Source organism: Propioniciclava sp. LT294 (genome assembly GCF_059516005.1).
This window is the reverse complement of the sequence record NZ_JCAKNG010000002.1, coordinates 346248-372828: the sequence shown is the minus strand read 5'-3', so window position 1 is coordinate 372828 and position 26581 is coordinate 346248. Positions and strand designations below refer to the sequence as shown.

28 protein-coding genes and 4 tRNA genes are annotated in these 26581 nt (G+C 69.9%); 23 read left to right on the top strand and 9 right to left on the bottom strand.

From position 1 onward, the window contains the following. Together AC5YDA_RS04380 and AC5YDA_RS04375 are read left to right on the top strand one after the other, a co-directional pair. Complete coding sequence (locus AC5YDA_RS04380; protein WP_496188573.1) at positions 1 to 1128, top strand: alkaline phosphatase family protein; 1128 nt, start codon at positions 1 to 3, stop codon at positions 1126 to 1128. Then, positions 1128 to 1775 carry a thymidine kinase gene (locus AC5YDA_RS04375; RefSeq protein WP_496188574.1) on the top strand — a complete coding sequence of 216 codons (648 nt, stop codon included), beginning with the start codon at positions 1128 to 1130 and terminating at the stop codon, positions 1773 to 1775. Before AC5YDA_RS04380 ends, AC5YDA_RS04375 begins: the two co-directional genes overlap by 1 nt. Before the next feature lie 21 nt (positions 1776 to 1796). Here AC5YDA_RS04375 and sepH read toward each other — a convergent pair whose 3' ends face one another. Beyond that, positions 1797 to 2891, bottom strand: coding sequence for a septation protein SepH (sepH, locus tag AC5YDA_RS04370; RefSeq protein WP_496188575.1), 1095 nt, complete (start codon positions 2889 to 2891; stop codon positions 1797 to 1799). 174 nt (positions 2892 to 3065) lie between these two features. Here sepH and AC5YDA_RS04365 point away from each other — a divergent pair, with 174 nt between their 5' ends. Beyond that, entirely contained in the window at positions 3066 to 3359 is a 294-nt protein-coding gene (locus AC5YDA_RS04365) for a DUF4193 domain-containing protein (RefSeq protein ID WP_496188576.1), read from the top strand. Between the two features lie 21 nt (positions 3360 to 3380). Here AC5YDA_RS04365 and AC5YDA_RS04360 read toward each other — a convergent pair whose 3' ends face one another. After that, positions 3381 to 3671 carry a DUF4235 domain-containing protein gene (locus AC5YDA_RS04360; RefSeq protein ID WP_496188577.1) on the bottom strand — a complete coding sequence of 97 codons (291 nt, stop codon included), beginning with the start codon at positions 3669 to 3671 and terminating at the stop codon, positions 3381 to 3383. Positions 3672 to 3716: 45 nt separating this feature from the next. On the opposite strand from AC5YDA_RS04360, the gene AC5YDA_RS04355 reads away from it, so the two are divergent. The 4 genes from AC5YDA_RS04355 to AC5YDA_RS04340 are packed head-to-tail and all read left to right on the top strand — an operon-like array spanning position 3717 to position 5769. After that, positions 3717 to 4172 (top strand): DUF3093 domain-containing protein, encoded by a 456-nt coding sequence (locus tag AC5YDA_RS04355; protein WP_496188578.1) that lies wholly within the window; start codon positions 3717 to 3719, stop codon positions 4170 to 4172. Continuing rightward, a complete protein-coding gene (gene dut, locus AC5YDA_RS04350; RefSeq protein ID WP_496188579.1) occupies positions 4169 to 4675 on the top strand; it encodes a dUTP diphosphatase in 507 nt (168 codons plus the stop codon). Before AC5YDA_RS04355 ends, dut begins: the two co-directional genes overlap by 4 nt. Next, on the top strand, positions 4672 to 5409 hold the full coding sequence (locus AC5YDA_RS04345) for a DUF3710 domain-containing protein (RefSeq protein WP_496188580.1): 738 nt from the start codon (positions 4672 to 4674) through the stop codon (positions 5407 to 5409). Before dut ends, AC5YDA_RS04345 begins: the two co-directional genes overlap by 4 nt. A 9-nt stretch (positions 5410 to 5418) precedes the next feature. Continuing rightward, positions 5419 to 5769, top strand: a complete 351-nt coding sequence (locus AC5YDA_RS04340; RefSeq protein WP_496188581.1) for an OB-fold nucleic acid binding domain-containing protein — start codon at positions 5419 to 5421, stop codon at positions 5767 to 5769. Here the strand turns inward: AC5YDA_RS04340 and AC5YDA_RS04335 are convergent, their stop codons facing one another. Both AC5YDA_RS04335 and AC5YDA_RS04330 read right to left on the bottom strand, forming a co-directional pair. Next, a complete protein-coding gene (locus AC5YDA_RS04335) occupies positions 5770 to 6483 on the bottom strand; it encodes a potassium channel family protein (protein ID WP_496188582.1) in 714 nt (237 codons plus the stop codon). A gap of 11 nt (positions 6484 to 6494) precedes the next feature. Then, entirely contained in the window at positions 6495 to 7205 is a 711-nt protein-coding gene (locus tag AC5YDA_RS04330; RefSeq protein ID WP_496192771.1) for a potassium channel family protein, read from the bottom strand. Between the two features lie 30 nt (positions 7206 to 7235). Between AC5YDA_RS04330 and AC5YDA_RS04325 the strand changes: the two genes are divergently transcribed. The 7 genes from AC5YDA_RS04325 to dxs all read left to right on the top strand — a co-directional run bounded on the left by AC5YDA_RS04325 (position 7236) and on the right by dxs (position 16507). Next, complete coding sequence (locus AC5YDA_RS04325; protein ID WP_496188583.1) at positions 7236 to 9266, top strand: APC family permease; 2031 nt, start codon at positions 7236 to 7238, stop codon at positions 9264 to 9266. A gap of 4 nt (positions 9267 to 9270) precedes the next feature. Next, complete coding sequence (locus AC5YDA_RS04320) at positions 9271 to 10401, top strand: class I SAM-dependent RNA methyltransferase (protein WP_496188584.1); 1131 nt, start codon at positions 9271 to 9273, stop codon at positions 10399 to 10401. Between the two features lie 72 nt (positions 10402 to 10473). Beyond that, complete coding sequence (locus AC5YDA_RS04315) at positions 10474 to 10656, top strand: DUF6767 domain-containing protein (protein WP_496188585.1); 183 nt, start codon at positions 10474 to 10476, stop codon at positions 10654 to 10656. 93 nt (positions 10657 to 10749) lie between these two features. Continuing rightward, positions 10750 to 13425, top strand: a complete 2676-nt coding sequence (gene acnA / locus AC5YDA_RS04310; RefSeq protein WP_496188586.1) for an aconitate hydratase AcnA — start codon at positions 10750 to 10752, stop codon at positions 13423 to 13425. 77 nt (positions 13426 to 13502) lie between these two features. Then, positions 13503 to 13985 carry a hypothetical protein gene (locus AC5YDA_RS04305; protein WP_496188587.1) on the top strand — a complete coding sequence of 161 codons (483 nt, stop codon included), beginning with the start codon at positions 13503 to 13505 and terminating at the stop codon, positions 13983 to 13985. A 69-nt stretch (positions 13986 to 14054) separates the two neighbouring features. After that, the gene (locus AC5YDA_RS04300) at positions 14055 to 14525 is read left to right on the top strand and encodes a hypothetical protein (RefSeq protein WP_496188588.1); all 471 of its coding nucleotides are present in this window, start codon (positions 14055 to 14057) and stop codon (positions 14523 to 14525) included. Between the two features lie 71 nt (positions 14526 to 14596). Then, positions 14597 to 16507: a 1-deoxy-D-xylulose-5-phosphate synthase gene (gene dxs / locus AC5YDA_RS04295; protein WP_496188589.1), complete on the top strand. Its 1911-nt coding sequence runs from the start codon at positions 14597 to 14599 to the stop codon at positions 16505 to 16507. A gap of 38 nt (positions 16508 to 16545) precedes the next feature. Here the strand turns inward: dxs and AC5YDA_RS04290 are convergent, their stop codons facing one another. The 5 genes from AC5YDA_RS04290 to AC5YDA_RS04270 all read right to left on the bottom strand — a co-directional run bounded on the left by AC5YDA_RS04290 (position 16546) and on the right by AC5YDA_RS04270 (position 20044). After that, entirely contained in the window at positions 16546 to 17805 is a 1260-nt protein-coding gene (locus AC5YDA_RS04290; protein WP_496188590.1) for an HRDC domain-containing protein, read from the bottom strand. Beyond that, complete coding sequence (locus AC5YDA_RS04285; protein ID WP_496188591.1) at positions 17802 to 18392, bottom strand: DUF3000 domain-containing protein; 591 nt, start codon at positions 18390 to 18392, stop codon at positions 17802 to 17804. The genes AC5YDA_RS04290 and AC5YDA_RS04285 overlap by 4 nt, the downstream gene beginning before the upstream one ends. 55 nt (positions 18393 to 18447) lie before the next feature. Continuing rightward, the gene (msrB, locus tag AC5YDA_RS04280; RefSeq protein ID WP_496188592.1) at positions 18448 to 18870 is read right to left on the bottom strand and encodes a peptide-methionine (R)-S-oxide reductase MsrB; all 423 of its coding nucleotides are present in this window, start codon (positions 18868 to 18870) and stop codon (positions 18448 to 18450) included. Between the two features lie 53 nt (positions 18871 to 18923). Further along, the gene (locus tag AC5YDA_RS04275; RefSeq protein ID WP_496188593.1) at positions 18924 to 19736 is read right to left on the bottom strand and encodes a sirohydrochlorin chelatase; all 813 of its coding nucleotides are present in this window, start codon (positions 19734 to 19736) and stop codon (positions 18924 to 18926) included. A gap of 235 nt (positions 19737 to 19971) precedes the next feature. Continuing rightward, positions 19972 to 20044 (bottom strand) — tRNA-Val (locus AC5YDA_RS04270). A 155-nt stretch (positions 20045 to 20199) separates the two neighbouring features. Between AC5YDA_RS04270 and AC5YDA_RS04265 the strand changes: the two genes are divergently transcribed. The 9 genes from AC5YDA_RS04265 (at position 20200) to AC5YDA_RS04225 (ending at position 26570) form a co-directional block, all read left to right on the top strand. Beyond that, positions 20200 to 20272: transfer RNA gene (locus AC5YDA_RS04265), tRNA-Gly, on the top strand. Positions 20273 to 20313: 41 nt separating this feature from the next. Further along, positions 20314 to 20384, top strand: a tRNA-Cys gene (locus AC5YDA_RS04260). Position 20385: 1 nt separating this feature from the next. Further along, positions 20386 to 20461, top strand: a tRNA-Val gene (locus AC5YDA_RS04255). A 44-nt stretch (positions 20462 to 20505) separates the two neighbouring features. Then, on the top strand, positions 20506 to 21987 hold the full coding sequence (locus AC5YDA_RS04250; protein ID WP_496192770.1) for a glutamate-cysteine ligase family protein: 1482 nt from the start codon (positions 20506 to 20508) through the stop codon (positions 21985 to 21987). Between the two features lie 67 nt (positions 21988 to 22054). Further along, entirely contained in the window at positions 22055 to 24109 is a 2055-nt protein-coding gene (gene thrS / locus AC5YDA_RS04245; RefSeq protein ID WP_496188595.1) for a threonine--tRNA ligase, read from the top strand. Then, a complete protein-coding gene (locus tag AC5YDA_RS04240; protein ID WP_496188596.1) occupies positions 24109 to 24654 on the top strand; it encodes an HIT family protein in 546 nt (181 codons plus the stop codon). The genes thrS and AC5YDA_RS04240 overlap by 1 nt, the downstream gene beginning before the upstream one ends. A gap of 4 nt (positions 24655 to 24658) precedes the next feature. Next, the gene (locus AC5YDA_RS04235; RefSeq protein ID WP_496188597.1) at positions 24659 to 25483 is read left to right on the top strand and encodes a DUF881 domain-containing protein; all 825 of its coding nucleotides are present in this window, start codon (positions 24659 to 24661) and stop codon (positions 25481 to 25483) included. Between the two features lie 12 nt (positions 25484 to 25495). Then, positions 25496 to 25828 (top strand): small basic family protein, encoded by a 333-nt coding sequence (locus tag AC5YDA_RS04230; protein ID WP_496188598.1) that lies wholly within the window; start codon positions 25496 to 25498, stop codon positions 25826 to 25828. Next, positions 25821 to 26570: a DUF881 domain-containing protein gene (locus AC5YDA_RS04225; RefSeq protein WP_496188599.1), complete on the top strand. Its 750-nt coding sequence runs from the start codon at positions 25821 to 25823 to the stop codon at positions 26568 to 26570. The genes AC5YDA_RS04230 and AC5YDA_RS04225 overlap by 8 nt, the downstream gene beginning before the upstream one ends. Positions 26571 to 26581: the final 11 nt, after the last annotated feature.

The window sequence follows — 26581 nt, the reverse complement described above, 5'->3', positions numbered from 1 at the left end:
GTGGAGGCTCCCCTCGTCCCCGTGTACGGGGAGTCCACCCTGGCCGACGTGGTCGGGTCGCTGGCCACCTCGATGGGCGTCGACGGGTGGGCGGACGCGCTGGCCCTGCCGGCGTCCGATCGTTGGGTCATCATGCTCGTGGACGGCCTCGGCGCGCTGAACCTCGCCGCGGCCGCCGAGGAGGCGCCCTTCCTGATGTCGCTGGTGGGCGGCGATGCCTCGACGACCGTGACGTCCGGCGTCCCCAGCACCACCGCGACGAGCATCACGTCCCTGGGCACCGGGCTGGCACCCGGCCAGCACGGGATGGTCGGCTACGCCTTCCGGAACCCTGTCGAAGGTGGCTACCTCAACGCGCTGACCTGGGCGCCGGGACTGTCCGCCCTGGACGTCCAGCCCCGCCTGACCGCCTTCGAGCGACTGGTGCGCCAGGGCGTCTCGATCACGTCCGTCAGCCCGGCACGGTTCGCCGGCACCGGCCTCACCGAGGCCGCGCTCCGCGGCGCGCGCTTCCAGCCGGTCCCGGACGAGGACGACCTGCCGTCCCGGATCGACTGGACCGTCGACGGCGCCAGGACCGGGGACAAGGCGCTCGTCTACCTCTACGAGCGGTCCTTGGACCACACCGGCCACGGCATGGGCTGGCAGACCGAGCACTGGCGGGAGGCGCTGCGGCGCATCGACGGGTTCGCCCGTGACCTCCGCGCCGCGCTGCCCGGCGACGTGAGGCTCCTGGTCACCGGCGACCACGGCATGATCGATTCGCCCGTGGATCGCTGGGTCATCGCCGAGGACATCCCCGGTCTCACCGACGATCTCACCCTGCTCGCCGGGGAGGGACGCTTCCGGCAGCTGTACTGCCAGCCCCGCCACGTGAACGCCGTCGCCAAGCGCTGGCGCTCGGTGCTGGGGGAACGGGCGTTGGTGGTGACGCGTGAGGAGGCGGTCGCGTCGGGTTGGTTCGGCCCGGTCGACCGCCGGATGGCCGATCGCTACGGCGACGTGCTCGCGGTGTGTCGCGACGACTGGGCGATCATGACGAGAACCCAACCCAAGGAGTTCGGCCTGGTCGGCATGCACGGCTCGCTGACCGAGTTCGAGATGCGCGTCCCGGTCCTGGTCGGCTGATGGCGACCCTCACCTACTTCACGGGGCCGATGAACTGCGGCAAGTCCACCCTCGCCCTGCAGGTCGACTACACCAACGCCTCGGCCGGACGCCGCGGGTTGCGGTTCACCAGCCAGGACCGCGGCGGGGAGGCGCGCATCAGCTCGCGCATCGGATTGGTGGCCAGCGCGATCGAGGTCGACCCGGAGTTCGACTTCTGGGCAGCCGTGACCGCCGAACTGACGGCGGGACACCGCGTCGACTACCTCATCGGTGACGAGGCGCAGTTCTACACCGCCCGGCAGATCGAGGACCTGACGCGGATCGTGGACGAGCTGGGCATCGACGTCTCGTGCTTCGGCATCCTGACGGATTTCCGTACGGAGTTGTTCCCCGGCTCGCGGCGGCTGGTGGAACTGGCTGACCGGATCGAACTCCTGCAGGCGCGGCCGCGCTGCTGGTGCGGTGAGCCCGCCACCCACAATGCCCGTCTCGTCGACGGCGTGATGGTGGTCGAGGGCGAGCAGATCGCGGTGGGGGACACCGACGGCGGTGGCGCCGGCGAGGTCTCCTACGAGGTGCTGTGCCGCGCCCACCACCGCGCGCAGCAGCCCTCCGTGGGGCGGGGCGTGGACCTCACGCCCGAGCCGCTCCCGTTCGCCGAGTGAGGCGTCACACCGGCCGGTGACTCACTCGCTGGGCTTGGTCGGGTGCGGCGCGCCGAACATGATCTCGTCCCAGCTGGGCACGGAGGCACGCTTGCGTCGGGTCCGCGGCTTCGGCCTGGGGGTGGGCTCCTCGAGGTCGTCGATCAGCGACAGTTGCTCGGGCTCGTCGAGGGCGGGCCCCGGAGCGACCGGGCCGGCCCCGGCCTGCTCCTCCTGGACAGGTGGGCGGATCGGCTCCACGCGCGGGACCAGTCCGGTCATGTCCTCGTCCGCGGCGGACGCGAGGGACTCCTCCGCCTCGTCGTCGACCGGTTCGTCCCCGTCATCCTCGAGGTGGGACTCGGACGACACGGCGGCCAGGTTCACGGACCGCTCGACGACCTCGACCACCACGGGGGAGTCCGGCTCGGGGGTCGCCTCCTTCGGGTGGACCAGCCCGGCGTAGATCTTCACCGAGTCCTCGTCGAAGCTGGAGAGCATGTCGTAGAGGACGTCCATGTCGCCGCGCTCCGGGGGGACGATGTCGTAGACCCCGTCCACCTCGGTCAGGTCGCCCTCGTGGAACGCGTCCTCGGCGTCGAAGGCGTCGTCATCGTTGGGACGCGGCTCCTCGACCTCCGCCGCCTCGTCCTCCACCACCGGATCCTGCGTCGCGCGGACCAGGGCCAGCTGGTCCACGACGTCGTCGCCGATGAGCGTGCGCGCCTCGTCGTTGGCCGACACCGAGAAACGACCCATGGGATCGAAGACGAACAGGCCCTCGCGGCGCTCACCGTCCACCTCGAACCCGACGCGGACCTGCCAGCGGCGGTCCTCGAGCTTCCAGGCGTCCCAGTCGGCGGCGTCGGCGTCCACACCGCGGGCCGCGAGCGAGTCGATCACGGCGTTGCGAAGGGTGCGGTGCGAGGTCGTCTCGCCCCGCCGTCGGACCGGGTTGGTGCGGGCGAGGCCGGCGATGTAGTCACGCTCGGCGATCACCGGAGCAGCGAAGGCGCCGATGCGCTCGAGGGGGACGCCTGCAGCCTGCGCGACTTCCTCGGGGGACGCCCCAGCGCGGATCCGCGCTTGGATGTCGCGCGGTCTGAGGGCACTCTCCATCTTCAACTCCCGGGTCAACGTTCGTTGTCGCAGCGTAACCTACCCCGCCCGCACCGATGCGGAGGCCCTCCGGGGGGATGCCAACCGCGCCGCGTTGTTGCCGAGACTTGTTGGGTGGTCTTGACGCGTGTGATATATGTGCGTCTGCGCCCCGGCAGATGCCGCGGGTGCACCATCCCTCTGAAAGGCATCATGGCGACTGATTACGACGCCCCTCGCAAGAACGACGAGGAGAACGAGGACTCCATTGAGGAGCTCAAGAGCCGTCGCAACGACAAGAACTCGGGCAAGGTCGATGAGGACGAGGTCGAGGCGGCCGAGTCCTTCGAGTTGCCGGGTGCGGACCTGTCCCACGAGGAGCTGACCGTTCGCGTCCTGCCGCGGCAGGCCGACGAGTTCACGTGTGCCAGCTGCTTCCTGGTGAAGCACCGCGCGCAGGCTGCCGAGGAGAAGGACGGCCTCATCTACTGCGTCGACTGCGCCTGAGCGCAGCCGACGCAGTCGGGATCAGAAGCGCAGGTTGACGTGACGCAGGGCGCCTCGTCCACCGACGAAGTGCTCGAATCGACGCGCCGCGAACCGGTTGATGAGGATCTGGGACAGGCCGACACCCAGAGCCATCGCCAGCACCCAGATCGCGGCGTGCGAGGTGGGCGTGTCGGGGTCGTTCGGCTCCGGCGGCTCCTCGCCCGTCACGAAGCTCCAGGCGCCGTCGACGGCCTTCTTGGTCACGATGGCGGCCACGGCGCCCACGAGCGTGGAGTAGCCGTTCCACACGATCTTCTGGGACATGTCCATGGACCTCATCCTAGGGCCCATCCCGTCGGCCGCTAGGTTGGATGGGTGGACTATCACGAACGCCTCACCGCCCCGGCCTGGTACTGGTTGCTGGCCATCGTCTTCGGGGTCTCGACCGTCGTCGCGGTCGGCTTCTGGTACGGCCCCTGGGTCGCGGTCGGGGGCGCACTCGTCGTGACGGCGATGGTCACCGTGGCCCTGTCCTGGGCGGGCCGCACCGACGTCGCCGTGGAGGCCCACGGGCTCCGGGTCGGGCCGTCCGTCCTGGAGTGGCCCTACGTCGGCGAGGTCGAGGTGCTGGACGCCGACGCCACCCGCGCGCGCCTCGGCGTGGACGCCGACGCGCGGGCCTTCGTCATCCAGCGAGCCTGGCTCGACGAATCGGTGGTCGTGGCCGTGAACGACCCGGCCGATCCCCACCCCTACTGGCTGATCGGCAGTCGCCGTCCCGCCCAGCTGGCCGCCGCGATCAGGCGCCGCAGGGCCGAGGTGGGCGCGTGACCGGGGCGGAGCGCGTCCACGTCGCGGTGCGGAGGCTGGACGCCGGCGTCCCGCTCCCGCGTTACGCGCACGAGGGGGACGCGGGAGCCGACGTGGCCACCGCCGAGGACGTGGAACTCGCACCGGGGGAGCGCAGGCTCGTCCGGACCGGCATCGCCCTCGCCGTGCCGGACGGTTGGGCGTGCTTCGTGCACCCCCGCTCGGGGCTGGCCGCCCGCGAGGGATTGACCATCGTGAACGCCCCCGGCACCGTCGACGCCGGATATCGCGGCGAGGTGCTGGTCTGCCTGCTGAACACGGACATGCACCGAACCGTGATACTGCGACGGGGTGACTTGATCGCGCAGCTAGTCTTCCAACGCGTCGGGTCGGCAGCCTTTGCCGAGGTCGACACACTGCCCGCCGGCGCGCGCGGCACCGGAGGCCATGGATCCACCGGCGGCATCGCCGGATGGGCTGACGAGACGATCCCCTCGGGGGAAGGCGGAGGTAGGAACCAGTGATCTTTGGGCGAAAGGCTCGCGACAACAGCGAGGACGCCGTCGAGATCGAGGCCGTCGATGAGGACTTCCTCGACGACGGACCCGCCCCTGATGACCTGGACGACGAGGTCGGTGCTCCGGGCGACACCGTCGAGGAGGAGGGCGAGTCCGCCGCGAGCGCTGCGTCCGACCCGCGTGCTGACGGTCCGTTCGACATCGACGAGGTGGACCTGAGCGCCGACGACATCGAGCGCGTCGAGTTCGGACCGCTCATCATCACGCCGTTCGACGGTCTCGGGCTTCAACTGCACGGCGACCCCGAGAGCGGGGCCGTGCACGCCCTGCTGGCCGCCTACGAGGATTCGGGCCTCGAACTCGCGCTCTTCGCCGCGCCCCGCACGGAGGGCCTGGCTGCGGAACTCCGCGAGGAGACCATCGAGGAGGCCACCCAGGCCGGCGGCCACGCCGGCGTGGCGGACGGTCCGTTCGGCCCCGAGGTGCAGCGTGTGCTGCCCATGGAGGGCCCCGAGGGTGAGCAACTCTTCCACGTGTCCCGCATCTGGCTCGTCGAGGGGCCGCGCTGGCTCCTGCGCGGCACCCTGATGGGGCGTGCGGGCATGGTCGAGGGCGAGAACGCGCCCGCGGACGTGTTCGTCGAGTTCTTCCGCAACGTCGTGGTCAAGCGGGACGAGCACCCGCGCGTCCCGGGCGAGCTGATCCACCTGGCCATGCCGAGCGGGACGGCCCAGGACTGAGCCGCCGCCATGTCCTGGCTCGACCGGATGCGCGGGCTGCTGCGCTCCAATGACGAACTGGCCTCGGCCGACCGGCAGCGGTTGGCCGAGGACTACGGCTGCGACGCGATCGGTGACTGCACCGACCGGTGCCGTGTGGTGCTCCGCGGCACGATCGACACGCTGACCATCCGCCCCCGCCAGGACACCCCGTGGCTGGAGGCGGACCTCTCCGACGGCACCGGGAAGGTGACGCTCATCTGGATGGGGCGCCACGAGATCCCCGGTATCCAGGCCGGGCGCGAGTTGCTCGTCCGTGGGCGGATCTCCATCGCCGACGGCGTGCGGCGCATCTACAACCCGCACTACGAGCTGCTCTGATCAACCGACCCTCTCGGCCTCCACATCGTCCTCGTTCGCGACCCGTTCCCGTTGGACGCCCGGAGCCAGGTAGTCCGCGAGCAGGAGTTCGGCGTCCGGGTTGACGACGAAGAGCAACTCGTCGTCACCCTCGAGGGCGGCGTCCGGCTGGGGTGCATTCGCCACCCCGTCGCGGATGATCGCCACCAGCACCGCGTCCCCGGCGAAGCGGAGGTCGCCGACACGACGTCCGACGATCGGGCTCTCACCCGGCAGGCGCATCTCGACGAGGTTGGTCTTGCCGCCGCGGAAGGAGAAGAGCCGGACGAGGTCGCCGACGGTGACGGCCTCCTCGACCAGCGCGCACATCAGGCGCGGGGTGGACACCGCGACGTCCACGCCCCAGACGTCGTCGAACATCCACTCGTTGCTCGGGTGGTTGACACGGGCGACCGTGCGGGGCACCGCGAACTCCGTCTTGGCCAACAGGCTGTGGACGAGGTTCACCTTGTCGTCCCCGGTGGCCGCGATGGCCACGTCGTAGCGGTCCATGCGGGCCTCCTCGAGGGAGTCGACCTCGCAGGCGTCCGCCAGCAACCATTCGGCACCCGGGACGCTGTCGGGCTTGATCGCACCCGGGTCCCGGTCGATGAGGAGGATCTTGTGGCCGTTGGCGATCAACTCACGGGCGATGGAACGGCCGACGTTGCCGGCCCCGGCGATGGCGACACGCATGGGTCGGCCTTTCAGATCTTGGCGGGCGGTTGGGCGAGCAGGCCCTCGATGCGGGGCACGTCCTCGTTCGCGGCGGCGATGTACAGCATGTCGCCGTCCTGCAGGATGGTGGACTCCGTCGGGACCAGGCCCTGACCGAAGCGTGACAGGAACGGGACGCGGGCGCGGATGGCGGCCTCCAAGGCCGTGATGCGCAGCCCGACCCAGGCGTCGTCGGCGGCGACCTGGATCAGGCGCACCTGACCGGACGGGTCGCGCCACTGCGGCTCGGATCCCTCCGGCAGGAGGCGGCGCAACACTTGGTCGGAGGCCCACCGGACGGTCGCCACGGACGGGATGCCGAGACGCTCGTAGATCTCGGCGCGGCCCTGGTCGTAGATGCGCGCGACGACGTTGTGGATGCCGTAGGTCTCGCGGACGACCCGTGCCGAGAGGATGTTGGAGTTGTCACCGGACGACACAGCGGCGAAGCCGTCGGCGTGCCTGATGCCGGCCGCGACCAGGACCCGACGGTCGAAGCCGATGCCCTTCACGGTCTGGCCGTGGAAGTCCGGACCCAGGCGCCGGAACGCGTCCGCGTCCTGGTCGATGACCGCGACGGAGTGGCCCCGTCGCTCGAGTGCCCGCGCTAGCGAGGAACCCACCCGGCCGCAGCCCATGATGACGATGTGCACGCGGAGATCCTCCTCGGCCAGGAGCCCTTTGGCAACCGGGCACGGCATGTTGTCGCAGCAGGTCTAGAGTCTACCCACGTGAATCTCACGGACGCCGTCAAGCGGCTCCTCGTTGGTCGCAAGCTCGCGAGCAACCAACTGGGGGAGACCCTCCTTCCCAAACGCATCGCCCTGCCGGTGTTCGCCTCCGACGCCCTCTCGTCGGTCGCCTACGCCCCCGACGAGATCCTCCTGACCCTGAGCCTTGCCGGTGTGGCCGGCTTCGTCTTCTCCTGGCCGATCGCCCTCGCGGTGGCCCTGGTCATGTTCGTCGTCGTGTTGTCCTATCGACAGACCGTGCATGCCTACCCCTCCGGCGGGGGCGACTACGAGGTCGCGACCGCCAACCTCGGCCCGACCGCCGGCCTGACGGTGGCGTCCGCCCTGTTGGTCGACTACATCCTGACCGTGGCCGTGTCGGTGAGCTCGGGCGTCCAGAACGCCAAGGCCCTCTTCCCGATCTTCATCGGGCACGAGGGGACCGTCGCCGCCCTGCTCATCCTGGTGCTGATGGCCATCAACCTGCGCGGTGTGCGTGAGTCGGGGACCGTGTTCGCGATCCCCACCTATGCCTTCATGTTCGCCGTGCTCGGGATGATCGGGTTCGGCCTGGTGCGCATCCTGGTGCTGGGCGAGCCGCTCCGGGCGCCCACCGCGGGGTACGACGTGATCGGTGACCCCTTCTACTCGCAACTGGAGGGTTTCGCGCTCGTCGCCCTGCTGGCGCGCTCGTTCTCGTCCGGCTCGGCCGCGCTGACCGGCGTGGAGGCGATCAGCAACGGCGTCCCGGCGTTCCGGGAGCCGAAGTCGAAGAACGCCGCCACGACCCTGGGACTGCTGGGCATCGTCGCGATCTCGATGCTCGGTGGGATCATCGCCCTGGCCAACCTGACCGGGGCCAAGATGGTGGATGAGCACGCGGGTGTGACGTTCGCCTCCGGCGGCGTCGAGGTGACCGAGCACCAGGAGACCGTCATGGCGCAACTGGCCATGACCGTGTTCAACGACTTCCGGCCGGGGTTCGTGTTCGTCATCATCACCACGATGGTCATCCTGTTCCTGGCGGCGAACACGGCCTTCAACGGCTTCCCGGTGCTGGGCTCGATCCTCGCCCGCGACGGCTACCTGCCGCGCGCGCTCCACACCCGGGGCGACCGCCTCGCCTACAGCAACGGCATCATCCTGCTGGCGATGGCCGCCGCCGGTCTGGTTCTGGCGTTCAACGCGAGCGTGACCGCGCTCATCCAGCTCTACGTGGTGGGCGTGTTCGTGTCGTTCACCGTCAGCCAACTCGGCATGTTGCGCCACTGGACCCGCCACCTCGCGGTCGAGACCGATCCCGCCGCGCGCCGACGCATGCAGCGGTCCCGCGCGATCAACGCCGTGGGCCTGACCTTCACGGGGACGGTGCTCGTCATCGTGCTGGCCAGCAAGTTCATCTACGGTGCCTACTTGGCCGTGCTCGCCATGGCGGCCGTGTTCGCCGGGATGAAGGCGATCCGCCGCCACTACGCCAAGGTCACGCGCGAGACCTCGCTCGACGTGGACGAGGCGCACACGCTGCCCAGCCGCGTGCGGGCGGTCATCCTGCTCCTGGACCTGAACAAACCCGCCATGCGGGCGGTGAACTTCGCACGCGCCACCCGTGCCAGCAGCATCGAGGCCGTGACGATCGCCGACGACGAGGACCACGTCCGGGCGATCCGGTCCGGGTGGGACGAACTCGAGACCGGCGTCCCGCTCATCGTGCTGGCCTCCCCGTTCCGCGAGATCGTCGCTCCGTTCGTGAACCACGTGCGTGAGATGCGCTCGGGCAACCCCCGCGAAGTGGTGATGGTCTACATCCCCGAACTCGTGGTGGGCCACTGGTGGGAACGCCTCCTGCACAACCAGACCGCCCTGTTCATCAAGACCCGCCTCGCGTTCCTGCCGGGCGTCATCACCACCGCCGTGCCGTACCAGCTGGCCTCCTCGCGGTTCGCCATCGAGCGGGCCGAGCGCAGCGACACCGCCGAGTGGCGGCGCCCGGGCACCGGTACCGTGCACTCGGGGGCGTCGATCGAGGAGTGAGCACATGAGTGACTGGGCCGTGGGGGACCGCATCGACGGCGTCCGGATCGGGCCGATCGCCCACGGAGGGCACTGGGTGGCCCGCGTGGACGGACGGGTGCTGTTCGTCCGGCACGCGCTGGAGGGGGAGTTGGTCGACGTCGTCGTGACCGGGCTGGCCAAGCGCCACGGTTTCGCGGACGCCGTCGCCGTCCGTGAACCGAGCCCGAGCCGGGTCGCCGCACCCTGCCCGATCGCCGCGGCGTGTGGCGGCTGCGACTTCCAGCACATCGAGGTCACCCACCAGCGCGAGCTCAAGCGGCAGGTCGTCGCCGAGCAACTGCGCCGCCTGGCCGGGATCACGTGGGACGGCGGTGTGGAGTCCGTCGACCCCGATGGGCTCGGCTGGCGGCGCCGCATGCGCTACCACCGGGGTGGGGGCGGCTGGGGCCTGCGAACCAAGGGCTCGCACGACGTCGTCCCGTTGCCCGAGCAGGGCTGCCTCATCGCCGCGCCGTCCCTGGCCCACCCCGGGGACGTCGACGGGGACACCCTCATCGGCGCCGTGACGACCGACGGCCCCGTCTGGGTGGCGCCCGGCGAGGACGTCGTCGTGGGCGAGCAGGCGGCGGGACGCCGTTGGCGCGTCCGCGCGGACGGCTTCTGGCAGGTCCACCCCGACGCCCCCGACGTGCTCGTGTCGGCGGTGCTGGACGGCGTCGCCCCTCAGCCGGGGGAGCGGGCGCTCGACCTCTACTGCGGCGTGGGCCTGTTCTCCGGTGCGTTGGTGGACGCCGGCGTCAGCGTCACCGGCGTCGAGGGCGGGAAGGACGCCGTGGCACTGGCGCGCCGCAACGTGCCGGAGGCGGCCTTCCACGCCGGCTCGGTGGACAGGGTGCTGCGCCGGCTGCGCGAGCCGGTCGACCTCGTGGTGCTCGACCCACCGCGGGTGGGTGCCGGACGCACGGTGATGGAGGACGTGTGCGCACGGCGTCCGCGCGCCGTCGCCTACGTCGCGTGCGACCCGGCCGCGCTGGCCCGTGACCTGGCCACGGCGTCCGGGCTCGGCTACGAGCCGGTGTCGATCCGGGCGTTCGACCTGTTCGGCATGACCCACCACATCGAGTGCGTGGCGATCCTCCACCCCGTCGACTGAGCGGCAAACGACGCCAACCGCCCGGGGTCGTGGACGGCCCCGACCTACGATGGGCCCCAGGAGGAGGCTGCTGTGAGTCGCTACATCGAGGCCAAGTGCCCGCTGCGTCCGGCGGACAAGTGTTCCCTGTGTTTCCCGGGGGCCGATGGTCCAGCCAACTGTGGTCTGGTCTACCTGATGCGCGACGACCCCGACCTGCAGGAGCTGTACGCCGAAGGACGCCGTCGCGCACGTGAGGAGCGGCTCGGGGCGTAGGCTCCCCTTGGAGACATCCAGACATGGTGGACCACCATGGTGTAGTATCTCGATGTCGAGATAATCTGCTGGACAACGTCGAACAGGAGAAGCATGAGCGTCAACAGTTTCGGGGCCAAGGCCACTCTGCAGTCGGGTGGCAAGGACTACGAAATCTTCCGCGTCGACGCCGTCGAGGGCTCGGATTCGCTGCCCTACAGCCTCAAGGTGCTGCTGGAGAACCTGCTGCGCACCGAGGACGGCGCCAACATCACCGCTGACCACATCAGGAAGCTGGGCGCCTGGGTCGCCGACTCGGAGCCGTCCGAGGAGATCCAGTTCACGCCGGCTCGCGTGATCATGCAGGACTTCACCGGCGTGGCGTGCGTCGTGGACCTGGCCACCATGCGCCAGGCCGTGGCCGACCTCGGCGGCGACCCCGCGACGATCAACCCGCTGGCGCCGGCCGAGCTGGTCATCGACCACTCCGTCATCGCCGAGTACTTCGGCAGTTCGGACGCCCTCAAGCTCAACGTGGACGTCGAGTACCAGCGCAACAACGAGCGCTACAAGCTGCTCCGCTGGGCGCAGGGCGCCTTCGACGAGTTCAAGGTCGTGCCCCCGGGCACCGGCATCGTCCACCAGGTCAACATCGAGAACCTCGCCCGCGTGATCTTCCCGCGCGAGGTCAACGGCGTCCTGCAGGCCTACCCCGACACCTGTGTCGGCACCGACTCCCACACCACCATGGTCAACGGCCTCGGAGTCGTCGGCTGGGGTGTGGGCGGCATCGAGGCCGAGGCGGCGATGCTCGGCCAGCCGATCTCCATGCTGATCCCGCGCGTCGTGGGCTTCAAGCTGTCCGGCAAGCTCAACGACGGCGTCACCGCCACCGACCTCGTCCTCACGATCACCGACATGCTGCGCAAGCACGGCGTGGTGGGCAAGTTCGTCGAGTTCTACGGCCCCGGCGTCTCCCAGGTGCCGCTGGCCAACCGCGCCACCATCGCCAACATGTCCCCGGAGTTCGGCTCGACCATCGCGGTCTTCCCGATCGACTCCAAGACCACGGACTACCTCCGCATGACCGGTCGCACGGAGGATCAGATCGAGCTGGTCGAGGCCTACGCCCAGGCCCAGGGGCTGTGGCACGACGACGACCGCGAGCCGCGCTACTCGGAGTACATGGAGCTCGACCTGTCCACGGTCGTGCCGAGCATCGCGGGCCCCAAGCGTCCGCAGGACCGCATCGCGCTGTCCCAGTCGAAGCAGAGCTTCGCCGCATCGCTGCCGAGCTACTCGTCCAACCCGACCGCCTCCATCCCGGTCACGCTGGCCGACGGCCGCGAGTTCGAGCTGAAGAACGGCGCCGTCACCGTGGCGTCCATCACCTCGTGCACCAACACGTCCAACCCGTCGGTCATGCTCGGCGCCGCCCTCGTGGCCAAGAAGGCCTACGAGAAGGGGCTGCGCCCCAAGCCGTGGGTCAAGACCACCGTCGCCCCGGGGTCGCAGGTCGTCACCGACTACTACGAGAAGTCGGGTCTGCAGCAGTACCTGGACGCGCTCGGCTTCAACACGGTCGGCTACGGCTGCGTGACCTGCATCGGCAACACCGGCCCGCTCATCCCCGAGGTCTCCAAGGCCGTCAACGAGCACGACCTCGCCGTCACGGCTGTCCTCTCGGGCAACCGCAACTTCGAGGGTCGCATCAGCCCCGACGTGAAGATGAACTACCTCGCGTCCCCGCCGCTGGTCATCGTGTACGGCCTCGCCGGCACCATGGACATCGACCTCGAGAACGACCCCCTGGGTCAGGACGAGCAGGGCAACGACGTGTACATGGCGGACATCTGGCCGACCCAGGCCGAGATCGACGAGGTCATCAACTCCTCGATCAGCGCCGAGATGTTCGCCCGGCGCTACGCCGACGTCTTCAAGGGAGACGAGCGCTGGGCCAACCTCGAGACGCCCGAGGGCAACCTCTTCGACTGGGACGAGGCTTCCACCTACATCCGCCGCGCGCCGTACTTCGACGGCATGCCGGCCGAGCCCGAGGCCGTCACCGACGTCACCGGCGCCCGTGCGCTGCTGAAGCTCGGCGACTCCATCACCACGGACCACATCTCCCCGGCCGGCTCGATCAAGTCCGACACCCCCGCGGGTGCCTACCTGACCGGCCACGGCGTGGAGCGTCGCGACTACAACAGCCTCGGCTCGCGTCGCGGCAACCACGAGGTGATGATCCGCGGCACGTTCGCCAACGTCCGCCTGCGCAACCAGATCGCGCCGGGCACCGAGGGCGGCTACACCCGCAACTTCACCAAGGAGGGCGGCCCCGTCGAGTTCGTCTACGACGCCTCGATGGACTACCAGGAGGCGGGCATCCCGCTGGTCGTCCTGGCCGGCAAGGAGTACGGCTCCGGTTCCTCCCGCGACTGGGCGGCCAAGGGCACGACCCTGCTGGGCGTGAAGGTCGTCATCGCCGAGAGCTACGAGCGCATCCACCGCTCCAACCTCATCGGCATGGGCGTCCTCCCGCTGCAGTTCCCGGCCGGCCAGAGCGCCGACTCGCTGGGCCTGGACGGCACCGAGACCTACGACTTCACCGGCATCGAGGCCCTCAACGAGGGCACCACGCCGAAGACGGTCCGTGTGGTGGCCACCAAGGTGAACGGCGAGAAGGTCGAGTTCGACGGCGTCGTCCGTATCGACACGCCGGGAGAGGCCGACTACTACCGCAACGGCGGCATCCTGCAGTACGTGCTGCGCTCGCTGCTGAAGAAGTAGTCCCCGAAGCACGCTCGCCCCTGTCGCCCCGTGCGACAGGGGCGAGCGGCGTTCAGGACGGCACTAGGCTCGCTCGCATGGGGGGATCGGACGCGCTGCGCACGACGCGGCTTCGGGTCGGCGACGGTGCCGGGCGGGGGGAGTGGATCGCCTACTCGTTCCTGGGGGTGGTACTCGGCGGTGTCGCCGCCGGGTTGCTCTGGACCATCTCCAACCTGGTCAGTGGCGCGCTGTGCGCGGGTGAGGAGTGTCGGCTCGGCTGGCTCCTCCTGGGCGGGATGGGATCGCTGGTGGTGGGGATGCTGGCGCCGATGCTGCTCGTGGGGCTCGGGTGGGTCTGGTGGGCGGTGCTGGCCGCCTCCGTGGTGTCGACGCCGCTGTGGTTCCACCTCCCCCCACTGTGGGTCGGTGCCGTGCTGATGGTCGTCGTGACGCCGGTGCTGGCCGGGCTGACGGGTCACTGGGCCCGGCGAGGTCCCGCGTGGCGCACGTGGCTGCTCCTCGGCATCGCCGCGGTGGTGCTGGTGGCGACGGCGGTCTTCGTGCTCGTGGTTCCCTGACACGGGCGGGTTGTCCCCACCCTCCCGACGACCTAGAATCGAACATGAGTTCGATCCAAGGGGGTTGGGATGACCGCGCTGAGCTGGACGCCCACGGCGGCACAGGGATTCAACCGGTACGCGGGGGAGTCCGGTCGTCGACCGGTGGGCCGCACCAAGTTCCCGGAGAAGACGGCGATCCACACGCCGCCGGGCTGGCCCGAGGGCGTCCGCCCGCCACACAGCCCGGAGTGGGAGGACACCGCGACGAATTTCCTGCTCGACTGCTGCCCGGCGGAGTATCGGGGTTATCCGGTCCTGCGGCGGCACCCGGTTGTCCTGGCCCGGTTCGCCGCCGAGCACGTCGAATCCCAGGTCAACGCCTGCCGGGACGGCATCGGTGGGGTCCGGGCGAGCCTGGGCCGGTTCGTCGCCCCCGAGGTGCTCGAGGAGGCGCTCTCGGCGTGGCACGAACAGGCCGCACTGCTGCGTCGGCGCAGGCGCGAGGTGGCCCTGGTCGAGGAGGCGCTGCGCGGCAAGGTCTTCCTCCAGAGACTCTGACCGGGTGCCGGGCATACGGGTGAGCCCGCCCTGACTGGGCTGGCGGGGCAGGTGGGCCTAGACTCGTCCTCATGTCGTTTCTCGAGGCGGTGCATGGCCCGCGCGACCTGCGGTCGCTGAGTGCACCGCAGGTGGCCGATCTGGCCGACGAGATCCGCACCTTCCTGGTCCGGAGCGTGAGCCGCACCGGCGGACACCTCGGCCCGAACCTCGGCGTCGTCGAGTTGACCATCGCCCTGCACCGCGTGTTCGACTCACCGCACGACCCGATCGTGTTCGACACCGGGCACCAGTCCTACGTCCACAAGATACTGACCGGGCGCCAGGCCGGTTTCGACCGCCTCCGGCAGAAGGGCGGCCTCACCGGCTACCCGTGCCGCGCCGAGAGCCCGCACGACTGGGTGGAGAACTCCCACGCCACGACCAGCCTCTCCTGGGCCGAGGGCCTGGCGAAGGCGTACCGCCTGCGGGGGGAGGACCGCACGGTCGTCGCCGTCATCGGTGACGGCGCCCTGACGGGCGGCATGGCCTGGGAGGCGCTCAACAACATCGCCGTCGGCGAGGACCTCAAGCTCATCATCGTCGTCAACGACAACGGGCGCTCCTACACACCGACGGTGGGCGGCATCGCCTCGCACCTGTCCACACTGCGCACCGACCGGCGCTACGAGCCGACCCTGCAGCAGATCAAGCAGCGTGTCCGGTCGGCCCCCATCGTGGGTGGGCCGCTGTACGACCTGCTCCATGGCTTCAAGACCGGCATCAAGGACATCCTCGCCCCGCAGGGCATGTTCTCCGACCTCGGCATCAAGTACGTCGGCCCCATCGACGGCCACGACGTCGCCATGATGGAACGCGCCTTCGAGTCGGCGAAGCACTTCGGCGGGCCGGTCATCGTGCACTGCATGACGGTCAAGGGCAAGGGCTTTCGCGCAGCGGAGGAGGACGAGGCCGACCGCTTCCACGCCGTGGGGCTGATCGACTCCGAGACGGGTGAGCCACTCACGGCGAGCCCCAAGCGAACCTGGACCGACGCGTTCCGTGAGGCCATGGTCGACGTCGCCCGCACGGACGCCGACGTCGTCGGCATCACTGCGGCCATGCTCCACCCGGTGGGGCTGGACGCGATGGCCATCGAGTTCCCTGACCGCGTGTTCGACGTCGGCATCGCCGAACAACACGCCGTGACGTCGGCCGCGGGCCTCAGCAAGGGTGGCCTGCACCCCGTGGTCGCCCTCTACGCGACGTTCCTCAACCGCGCGTTCGACCAGTTGCTGATGGACGTGGCGCTGCACAGGCAGGGCGTCACCTTCGTCCTCGACCGCGCAGGCGTCACCGGCCCGGACGGCGCGAGCCACCATGGCATGTGGGACCTCTCGCTCATGGGCCTCGTCCCCGGCCTGCGCCTGGCGGTCCCGCGCGACGAGCGCCGCCTCGTGGACACCCTGCGCACCGCGGTCGGCATCCACGACGCGCCCACGGTGATCCGTTACTCCAAGGATCCGCTGCCGCCCGAACTGCCCGCGGTCCGTTCCCACGGCGGAGTGGACGTGCTCACCTGGCCGGCGGACGCCCGCGTCCTGCTCGTCGCTCACGGTCCCTTCGCCCACCTCGCGGTGGACGCCGCCGAGCGCATGGGGCGTCAAGGCATCCCGTGCGCGGTCGTGGACCCCGTGTGGGCCCTTCCGGTCAATCCGGCGCTGGTCGAGTTGTGCGGTTCCGCCGACCTCGTCGTCACCCTCGAGGACGGCGGGATCGCCGGTGGCCTCGGTTCGGTCCTGGCGCTGGCCTGCCAGCAGGCGGGCGTCTGGACCCCGCTGCGCCACCTCGCTATCCCACAGCAGTTCCTCGAGCACGCGAGCCGTTCGGAGATCCTGGACGAACTGCGCCTCACGCCGCAGGACATCGCGCGCACCATCGTGGAGTGGGCACTGGACTGCCCGGTGGTCGAGGATCGGAAGGCGGCCAAGCCGGTCGTCTGACGGCCTTCGGCACAGTCGCCGATCAGGGCGCAGGGCACCTAGAGCAGGGGCGCCACGACGGGGACGACGAGTTCGCGCTGCCACGGGCGCACGCCCTCCATGCTCCAGAACGCATCCACGGACGATTCCGAGAGCGGCTGTGGGGGCTCCCAGGCCAGCTTTCGGACGGCGTCCGGCGGGATCAGGTTCTCCACGGGCAGCCCCAGCGTCTCCGCGAGCTCCTGCGTGGCCGGACGGATGCGGGACCACCGGTCAGCAGCGTCCGGGAAGCGGGTCGGCCAGCCCTTCGGGTGCGGGATCCCGTCGGATGGCGGCCGCTTCATCGGCAGCGCTGACTTCGGCAACTCCAGCGCTCGTTCCAGGGCGGCCAGCCAGTTGGTCTCGTACCGGGCGGCCTGGCGCCACTTGAAGCCGTCCACCGACCGCAGGGCCTCTCGGGAGGGGGAGAAGCCGGGCTTCTCGGCCTCCTGTGCGAGCCCGCTGATGGCGCGGTCCACCAGGACGCGGCCGGGAGCCTTGTCGAGTCGCTCCGCCAAGGCGTCCCGCTCCTGCCACAACTCGCGGACGACGGCCAGGCCCCGTGGCGTCCGGACGTCGTGGGTGCCGGACACGCGCCGCCAGGGTTCGGCGCGCACCGGCGCCGGGTCACCTGCGTGCGCGACGAGGTGGGCGAACTCCTGGGCGGCCCATTCGGCCTTGCCCGCCTGCTCGAGTTGGTCGGCCACCCAGTCGCGGAGCGGGATGAGGAGTTCGACGTCGAGGGCGGCGTAGGAGAGCCACTCCTGGGGGAGCGGGCGCCGCGACCAGTCTGCTGCCGAGTGTTCCTTCGCCAGTGTCTTGCCCAGCGCGCGCTCGAGCAGCGAACCCAGGGCGACCCGCGGCAGGCCGAGCAGGCGACCGGCCAACTCGGTGTCGAACAGGCGCTGTGGACGCATGTTCACCTCCACGAGGCACGGCAGGTCCTGGGTGGCGGCGTGCAGGATCCACTCGGCGTCGCCCACGGCGTCCGCGACCGCCGACAGGTCGGCCCGCTCGCTGTCCTTGGCGAACGCGATCGGGTCGATCAGGTGGGTACCGGCACCCTCGCGGCGCAGTTGGATCAGGTAGGCCCGTCCGGTGTAGCGGAAGCCGTGCGCCCGCTCGGTGTCGACGGCCAGGGGGCCCGTCCCCCCGGAGAGCGCGCTGATGGTCGCGCGAAGGGCGTCCGGGGTGCGGACGACGTCGGGTACGCCCTCGGCGGGCACCTTGACCAGTTCGTAGGTCGGCTCGACCTCGTCGGGACGCGTCTCCTCGGTCACCGGCGTCGCCGCCCGGGTCGCAGTCCGGCGATCGGGACCACACCGTTCGGGAGCAGGGGGAGCCCCGAGACCATGCACAGCAGGTCCTGCCAGGCCTCGACGTGGCTCAGGATCCCCGCGCCGGTCGCCAGGACCGGCGTCCACGACGCACGGATCTCGACCTCGGCCCTGTCGGGGTCGCCCTCCATCGCGCCGAAGGATTTCGAGGACACGGACGTCACCGTGCCACTGGGTGCCGCGTAGCTGGCCCCGCGGCGCTCCAGGGCGTCCTGCAGCCACGACCAGCCCACCTCGGCCAGCAGCGGGTCGGCCACCATCTCGGGATCGACGGACGCCCGCGCAAAGGTCACGCAGCGGAAGGTGCCGTCCCAGGCCGGGTTGCCGTCAGGGTCGTGCAGCAGGACCAGGCGCCCGTTGCCGACCTCCTGGCCGTCGGAGTCGACGTCGGCCGCAATGGCCGCGGCGAACGGTGCGATGCGTTGCGGGGCGGGGATCTCCTCGACCGTCAGTTCGGCTCGCCAGACCATGCCGAGCAGCGAAGCGGCCGCTTCGTCGAACATGCTTGCCTGCGGAATCTCCTGAGCCACGTCCTCAGGCTAGGGCTGCCCGGGCCCCGGGCAGGGTTGCCGCGCCGGGGAGGGGTCAGGCGTCCGCCGGCGGGGTGTGCACGAGGCTGACGGAGTTGATGCAGTACCGCAGGTCGGTCGGGGTCTCGTACCCCTCCCCCTCGAACACGTGGCCGAGGTGGCCGTCACAGGCGGCACACCGGACCTCGATGCGCGGCCGCCCCGGCAGCGATTCGTCCTTGAGGTAGCGGATCCGGTCGTCGTCGGCGGGCGAGAAGAAGCTGGGCCACCCGCAGTGGGAGGCGAACTTCGTCTCACTCGTGAAGAGTTCGGCGCCACAGCCCTTGCAGGAGTAGGTGCCGGGTTCCGAGAACTCGTCGTACTCACCCGTGCCCGGACGTTCGGTCGCCCCTTCGCGGAGGACGGCGAACTCGAACGGGGTGAGCACCTCACGCCACTGCTCGGGCGTCTTGTTCACCGTCGGCATCCACTCGGACATGCGGGACCTCCTGCATCGATCGGAGGCCCAGCGTACCCCGGTGCCCGAAGGCCTCAGGCGCCGAAGGCGAGCGTCTCCATCGGGATCATCTCGGGCTCAGGAGCCTCGAACTTTCCGTCGGCGTCGAAGGGGAGCAGGTCCATGGCGGCGAATGCGTACCGGGCGAGGACCAGTTCGCCGACCTCGGCGGCCGAACCGAGTGGATCCGACACCGCGACAGCACCGACGCGTCGCGCCTGGTCGGCCTGGGCCGCCCAGCGCTCGTCCGCAGCCAGGAAGAAGGAGCCCACCGCAATGTGGCGGCGACCCTGGCTGCGCAGGCCCTGCATGGCCTGGGTGACGGATGGCCCGGAGCCATCGGCAACGGCGGTGAGGCAGGGGAGCCGGTGATGGGTCGACCATTGACGGGCGCGACGCGCCAGGAGCGCGGCGCCGCGGACGTCCCCCGTGGTCGAGGAGCTGAGGATCAAGCCGTCCAACTCGAGGACGCGTGCCGCGGCGAGCGAGCTGCGGAGGCGGGCATCGAGCAGTGTCAGCAGCGAGGCCTCCGGGCCGATCGGTCGGGCGATGCACACACGCAGGGCGGGGTGCGCGTGTGCGGCCTTGGCGACGAGGCCGGCGATGCGGGGGTCGACCTCGACCGCGTGGGTCAGGTCAAGGGGCACGACGACGACTTCGCCGGCCCCCGCGTGCGCCACCCGGTCCAGGACCTGGGACAGGGAGGGGACGCACGAGTCCAGGAAGGAGATGTGGACCTTCACCTCGGGTCGCATTCGAGTCAGCTCGGACTTGAGTGCCTGCGCGGTACGCGCGACACGCTGGTCTCGGCTGCCTCGGGCAGCCATCACGAGGGTGGGGGCGGTCATAGCCGTGTCCTCCGTCGTCTAGCTGTGGGACGGCGTCCTTGCCGCATGACATGAGTCATACTGACTGAAAAGTTGAGCCCTTGCCAATCCGAGTGTCCCACACCGTGAACACTGCGTCCGCAGAATGAGACGACCCTGACTGACAAGGGAGGACGATCCCGAGCCGCCCTGGCAACCAGCGCCAACTCCCGTACAAGCAGAACATCCCGCCCTGGTGGGGGCGGGATGTGCGCGGTGGGCGATACCAGACTTGAACTGATGACCTCTTCGGTGTGAACGAAGCGCGCTACCAACTGCGCCAATCGCCCGCGGTGGAACATGCTAGCCGACGTCGGCCCCGGGTGGGAAATCGACCGCCCCTCGACCGCCGATCTGGACTCGTTTTGCAAAGGCGCGTCGGATCCGTATATGGTGTTCCACGCCCCGAACGGCTCCGGCAGTTCGAAAGGCAGAAGCAAGAATTGCGGACGTGGCTCAGCTGGTAGAGCATCACCTTGCCAAGGTGAGGGTCGCGGGTTCGAATCCCGTCGTCCGCTCGGAGAGGGCCTGAGCCTCGTGCAGGCCGGCTTTCTACCCCGGTGGAGTGGCCGAGAGGCGAGGCAACGGACTGCAAATCCGTGTACACGGGTTCAAATCCCGTCTCCACCTCGGGCGGTTGGCGCAGTTGGTAGCGCGCTTCCCTGACACGGAAGAGGTCATCAGTTCAAGTCTGGTACCGCCCACCACAGGCAAGGCCCCGGCAGTTGCCGGGGCCTTTACTGTTGTGCGCATGGGAAGCGAGATCGGCCAGCGACACTTCACCCGCGAGGAGCGCCAGGCCTACCGACGCAAGGTGCTCGCGTGCCTGGACGTGCTGGAGGAGATGTTGCACGCCGGCGCGTTCAGCAAGGACGCCCATCGCATCGGACTGGAGATCGAGCTCAACCTGGTGGACCGTGACCAGCAGCCGAGCTTCGCCAACGCCGAGGTGCTGGAGGCGATCGCGAGCCCCCTCTTCCAGACCGAGCTCGGAAAGTTCAACATCGAGTTCAACGTTCCGCCCGGCGACATCGCCGGTACGGAGTTGCTGTCGTTGGAGGAGTTCCTGCGGGATTCCCTGAACGAGGCTCAGCGCCGCAGCGCCGCTCTGGGACACGACGTCGTGATGACCGGCATCCTCCCCACGGTGGGCCTCCACCACTTCGACCACCCGTGGATGACCGAGAACACCCGGTTCCAGGTCCTGAACGACGCCATGCTGGCGGCACGCGGCGAGGACGTGCACCTCGACATCGAGGGCGCGTCCGGAGAACACCTCGACGCCCAGGTGGGATCCCTGGCTCCCGAATCGGTGTGCACGTCCACCCAACTCCACCTGCTCGTGGCCCCACGCGAGTTCGCTCGCGCGTGGAACGCCGCCCAGGTGCTGGCCGGCCCCCAGCTGGCCCTGGGCGCCAACGCGCCCTACGCGTTCGGCCACAGGCTGGAGGCTGAGAGCCGCATCACGGTCTTCAGCCAGGCGGCCGACACCCGCCCGATCGAGTACGCCAACCAGGGCGTCCGGCCGCGCGTGTTCTTCGGGGAGCGCTGGATCACGTCCATCTTCGACCTGTTCGAGGAGAACTCGCGCTGGTTCCCGGCGCTGCTGCCCGAGACCACCGAGGAGGACCCGCGTGCCGTCTTCGCGGCGGGCGGCACCCCCGAGCTGGCCGAGTTGGCGCTGCACAACGGGACGATCTACCGCTGGAACCGTCCCGTCTACGGCGTTGTCGGGAACCGCGCGCACGTCCGACTGGAGAATCGGGTGCTCCCCGCCGGCCCGACCGTCGTGGACACGGTCGCGAACGCGGCCTTCTACTACGGGGCGCTGGCCCGGATGGCGAGGGACGACCGTCCCGTGTGGACGCGCATGGCGTTCCGCAGCGCCCACGACAACTTCGATGCCGCCGCCCGCCACGGCATCGACGCCGAATTGTTCTGGCCGGGGCTGGGGGAGACGCCCGCCAGCGAACTCGTCCTGCGGCACGTCCTGCCGCTGGCCCAGACCGGGCTGGAGGAGTGGGGCGTCGACGGCACCGCGATCGACCGCTACCTCGGCATCATCGAGGCGCGTTGTCTCGCCGGTGTCAACGGTGCTGACTGGCAGGTGCGTTGCGTGGAGGCGTTCGAGTCGCGCGGCATGAGGCGTCCGGAGGCCCTGGCGGCCATGACCTCCGCCTACGTCGAGCGGATGCACACCAACGAGCCGGTCCACACCTGGGACCTGCCCTGAGTCCTCACCCGGGGGGCGCTTCCGATGCGGCAGAATGGGGAGCAGTCCGTCCACGAAAGGAACGAAGTTGTCTGCCTCGATCACCATCCTGCGACCCGACGCGCGCGAGGAGAGGGCCATCGAGACCACGACGACCGGCCTCGACCTGTTCGGTGACGACCGCTCGGTCGTGGCCATGCGCGTGAACGGCGAGATCCTCGACCTGCACCGTGGCGTGAGGGCCGGGGACGAGGTCGAGCCCGTCCTCATCAGCGAGCCCGACGGCCTCTACATCCTCCGCCACTCCGCCGCCCACGTCGCTGCGCAGGCCGTTCAGAACCTGCGCGCGGAAGCCAAGCTCGGCATCGGCCCGCCCGTCACGGACGGCTTCTACTACGACTTCCTCACCGAGCCGCTCACGCCGGAGGATCTCAAGGTCCTCGAGAAGGACATGGGCCGGATCGTCAAGGAGCGCCAGCGGTTCGTCCGTCGCGCCGTCGCCGACGACGACGCCCGTGTCGAGTTGGCATCCGAGCCGTTCAAGCTCGAGCTGATCGGGCTGAAGGGCAACAGCACGGACGCCGAAGGCGCATCCGTCGAGGTCGGCGCCGGCGAGCTGACGATCTACGACAACGTGAAGCGCGACGGCACGGTCGCCTGGAAGGACCTGTGCCGCGGCCCGCACGTCCCCCACACCGGCTACCTCGGCAACGGCTGGGCGCTCACCCGCACGGCCGCCGCCTACTGGCGAGGCGATCAGGCCAACGCCCAGCTCCAGCGCCTCTACGGCACGGCATGGGCGACCAAGGACGACCTCGTCGCCCACCAGCACCGCCTCGAGGAGGCCGCCAAGCGCGACCACCGCAAGCTCGGCACCGAACTCGACCTGTTCAGCTTCCACGAGCTCGTCGGCTCCGGCCTCCCGCTGTTCCACCCGCGCGGTGGCGTCATCAAGCGCGCGATGGAGGACTACGTGCGCCAGGCCCACATCGACAACGGCTTCGACTACGTCGGCACGCCGCACATCGCGAAGGAGGACCTGTTCTACACGTCGGGTCACCTCCCGTACTACGCCGACGGCATGTTCCCCCCGCTCCTGGAGGACGCCGAGCGCGACGAGCAGGGCAATGTCGTCAAGGGTGGCCAGGCCTACCGGCTGAAGGCCATGAACTGCCCGATGCACAACCTGATCTTCGACTCCCGCGGGCGCTCCTACCGTGAGCTGCCGCTGCGCTTCTTCGAATTCGGCACGGTGTACCGCGACGAGAAGTCGGGCGTCGTCCAGGGGCTCACGCGCGTCCGCTCCATCACGCAGGACGACTCGCACTCCTACTGCACGAAGGAGCAGGCGCCGGACGAGGTGAGGCACCTGCTGAGGTTCATCCTCGGCCTGCTGCACGACTTCGGGCTGACCGACGTCGCCCTCGAGGTGTCCACCCGCGACGAGGACGGCAAGAAGAAGGACAAGTTCATCGGCTCGGACGAGCAGTGGGCGGAGGCGACGGCGATCCTCGAGGGCATCGCGCACGAGTCCGGCCTGCCGGTCGTCGCCGACCCGGGCGGTGCCGCGTACTACGGCCCGAAGATCTCGATCCAGGCCAAGGACGCGATCGGTCGCACGTGGCAGATGTCGACGATCCAGTACGACTTCAACCAGCCCGAGCGCTTCGGCCTGGAGTACGTCGCCTCCGATGGCACGCGTCAGCGTCCGGTCATGATCCACTCGGCGAAGTTCGGGTCGATCGAGCGCTTCATGGGCGTCCTCATCGAGCACTACGCCGGCGCCTTCCCGGCGTGGCTCAGCCCCGTGCAGGTGATCGCCGTGCCGGTGGCCGAGGCCTTCAACGAGTACCTGGCCGGCGTGGTCGACCAGTTGCGCGCGGCGGGCGTCCGAGTCGAGTTCGACGACAGCCACGACCGCTTCGCGAAGAAGATCCGCAATGCGGCCAAGGAGCGGGCGCCGTTCGTGCTGATCGCCGGCGGTGAGGACGCCGAGGCCGGTGCGGTCTCGTTCCGGTTCCGCGACGGCAGCCAGCGCAACCAGGTCCCGGTCCGCGAGGCCATCGCCGAGATCACCGCTTGGGTAGCCGCGCGACGCAACGACAGCCCGTCGGCTGCCGTCACGTCGGCTGACGAGAGCTGATGGACGTGGAGTCCCCGTTCGAGTTCGCCGGGGTTCCGGACGCCTTCCAGCGCCTGTGGACCCCGCACCGGATGGTCTACATCGACGGCGAGAACAAGCCGGCCGATCCGCACGAGGAGTCCTGTCCCTTCTGTCGCGCCCCCGGCAAGTCGGACGCCGACGGGCTGGTCGTGCACCGCGGGGACACCTGCTATGTGGTGATGAACCTGTACCCGTACAACCCGGGCCACCTGCTCGTCTGCCCGTACCGGCACGTCTCGCTGTACTCCGACCTGAACGCGGCCGAGACCGGGGAGTTCGCCGCGTTGACGCAGCAGGCGATGCGGGTCCTGGGTGTCGTGTCGAAGGCCCAGGGCTTCAACATCGGCATGAACCAGGGCGAGGTGTCCGGGGCCGGCATCGCCGCGCACCTGCACCAGCACGTCGTTCCCCGGTGGCAGGGGGACTCCAACTTCATGCCGGTGATCGGCCAGACCAAGGCGCTGCCGCAGCTGCTGGAGGACGCCCGCGCCCTGCTCGCCGCCGGTTGGGCCGCCGGAGCCTGACGCCGTGGCTGACCCCCAGCAGCGTCCCGACGACGTCGACGAGCCGCCGAGACGGCCCGACGCGTCCATGGACCTGCTCAACCAGTTGCGGGACACGGCCCTGGACCCCTCCTACCCGGCGGCTGTCGCCGAGCACGACGGCCAGCGGCGGCGCCACCGCGTCCTCCTGCCCACCCTGCTGGTCGTCGGGCTGTTCTTCGGAATCGCCCTGGGCAGCCAGTGGCGAGCCGCGCCGGTGCTGGCCCAGGAGCGCGCCGACCTCATCGCTCGCATCGCGGCCGCGGAGGCCACCATCGATGATCTCCAGGCGCAGAGCGTGGCCCTCGCCGATGAGCTGCGCGAGCTGCGCCGGACGTCCGGTGCGCTGAGGGCGTCCGAACAGAGGCTCGCCGACACCCTGGGCAGGAGCGTGGGCACCGAAGGGGTCCGTGGCCCGGGCGTCCGGGTCGCCGTCGATGACGGGGCCGACTCGGCGGTCCAGGGGAGCCAGGTGGTCGACACGGATCTGCGCATGGTCGCGAACAGCCTCTGGGCGGCCGGCGCCGAGGCGATCGCCATCAACGGGCGCCGGCTCTCCTCGCGCACCGCGATCCGCAACGCCGGTGATGCGGTCACCGTCGACTACCGTTCCCTGAGCAGGCCCTACGTCATCGAGGCGATCGGGGAACCGCGTTCGTTGGAGGACGGCTTCCGCTCCTCGGAGGGCGGCCGCTGGCTCGAGGGTCTGGCCCAACACTACGGTGTCGTGTGGTCCATCGGGCGGGTCGAGGAGCTGACCCTGCAGGCTGATCCGGGCCTGGGCGTGGGGCGCGCCCGCAAGGTCCGCTGACAAGGAGGAAACGTGTACGCGATCATCGGGCTCGTCCTCGGCATCGCCTTGGGCATCTTCCTGCAGCCGGCGCTGCCACCCCAGCTGGAGCCCTACCTGCCCATCGCGATCGTGGCCGCACTGGACGCCGTCTTCGGCGGCTTCCGCGCCTACCTGGACGCCGTGTTCGACGACAAGGTGTTCGTCGTCTCGTTCGTCTCGAACGTGCTCATCGCCGCCCTCATCGTGTGGGTCGGAGACCTCATCGGTGTGGGAACACAGTTGTCCACGGCGGTCGTGGTCGTCCTCGGTATCCGCATCTTCACCAACGTGGCCCACATCCGACGGAAGCTGTTCCATGCCTGACCGGGAGCAGGAACAGCAGCGGGCCGGGACGAGCGTGTGGCGTCGCATGGCGTCCGACCTGGTCAGGCCGAGCCGCTCGCAACTGATCGTGGCGGTCGTCCTGTTGACCATCGGACTGGCGGTGACCATGCAGGTCACCGGGCAGCGCGACCAGCGCTACACGACCCTGCGCCAGGACGAACTGGTGTCCATGCTCGACGACGTGACCGCCGAGTCCCACCGGCTCGAGGCCGAGGTCACCGAGCTGCAAGGGACGCGCGAGCGGCTCCGGTCGGGAGCGGACGCCACTGCCGTGGCCCGCGACGAAGCACTCCGTCGCTTGGACGCCCTCGAACTCCTGGGGGGGACCGCACGCGCCTCCGGCCCCGGGATCCGGGTGACGATCATCGACAGGAACAGCAGGCTGACCCCCGAGATCATGCTCAACACCATCGAGGAACTCCGCGACGCCGGCGCCGAGGTCATGGAGATCGACGACCGCATCCGGCTGGTGACGACGAGTTGGGTCGGTGGGACGGCCGGGAACCTCGAGGTCGACGGGGTCCCGCTCGGGGACACGATCATCATCGAGGCCATCGGGGCACCCTCCACACTGGCCGAGGCGACGCGCTTCCGGGGCGGGCTGGTGAGCACCATCGAGGGGGAACGCGTGGGCGGCATGGCCCGCGTCGCGGAGGTCGCCGAACTGCGGATCGACTCGGTGGTCACTCCCGCAACACCCCGTTTCGCCGGCCCCGCCTGATGTTCCGCGCC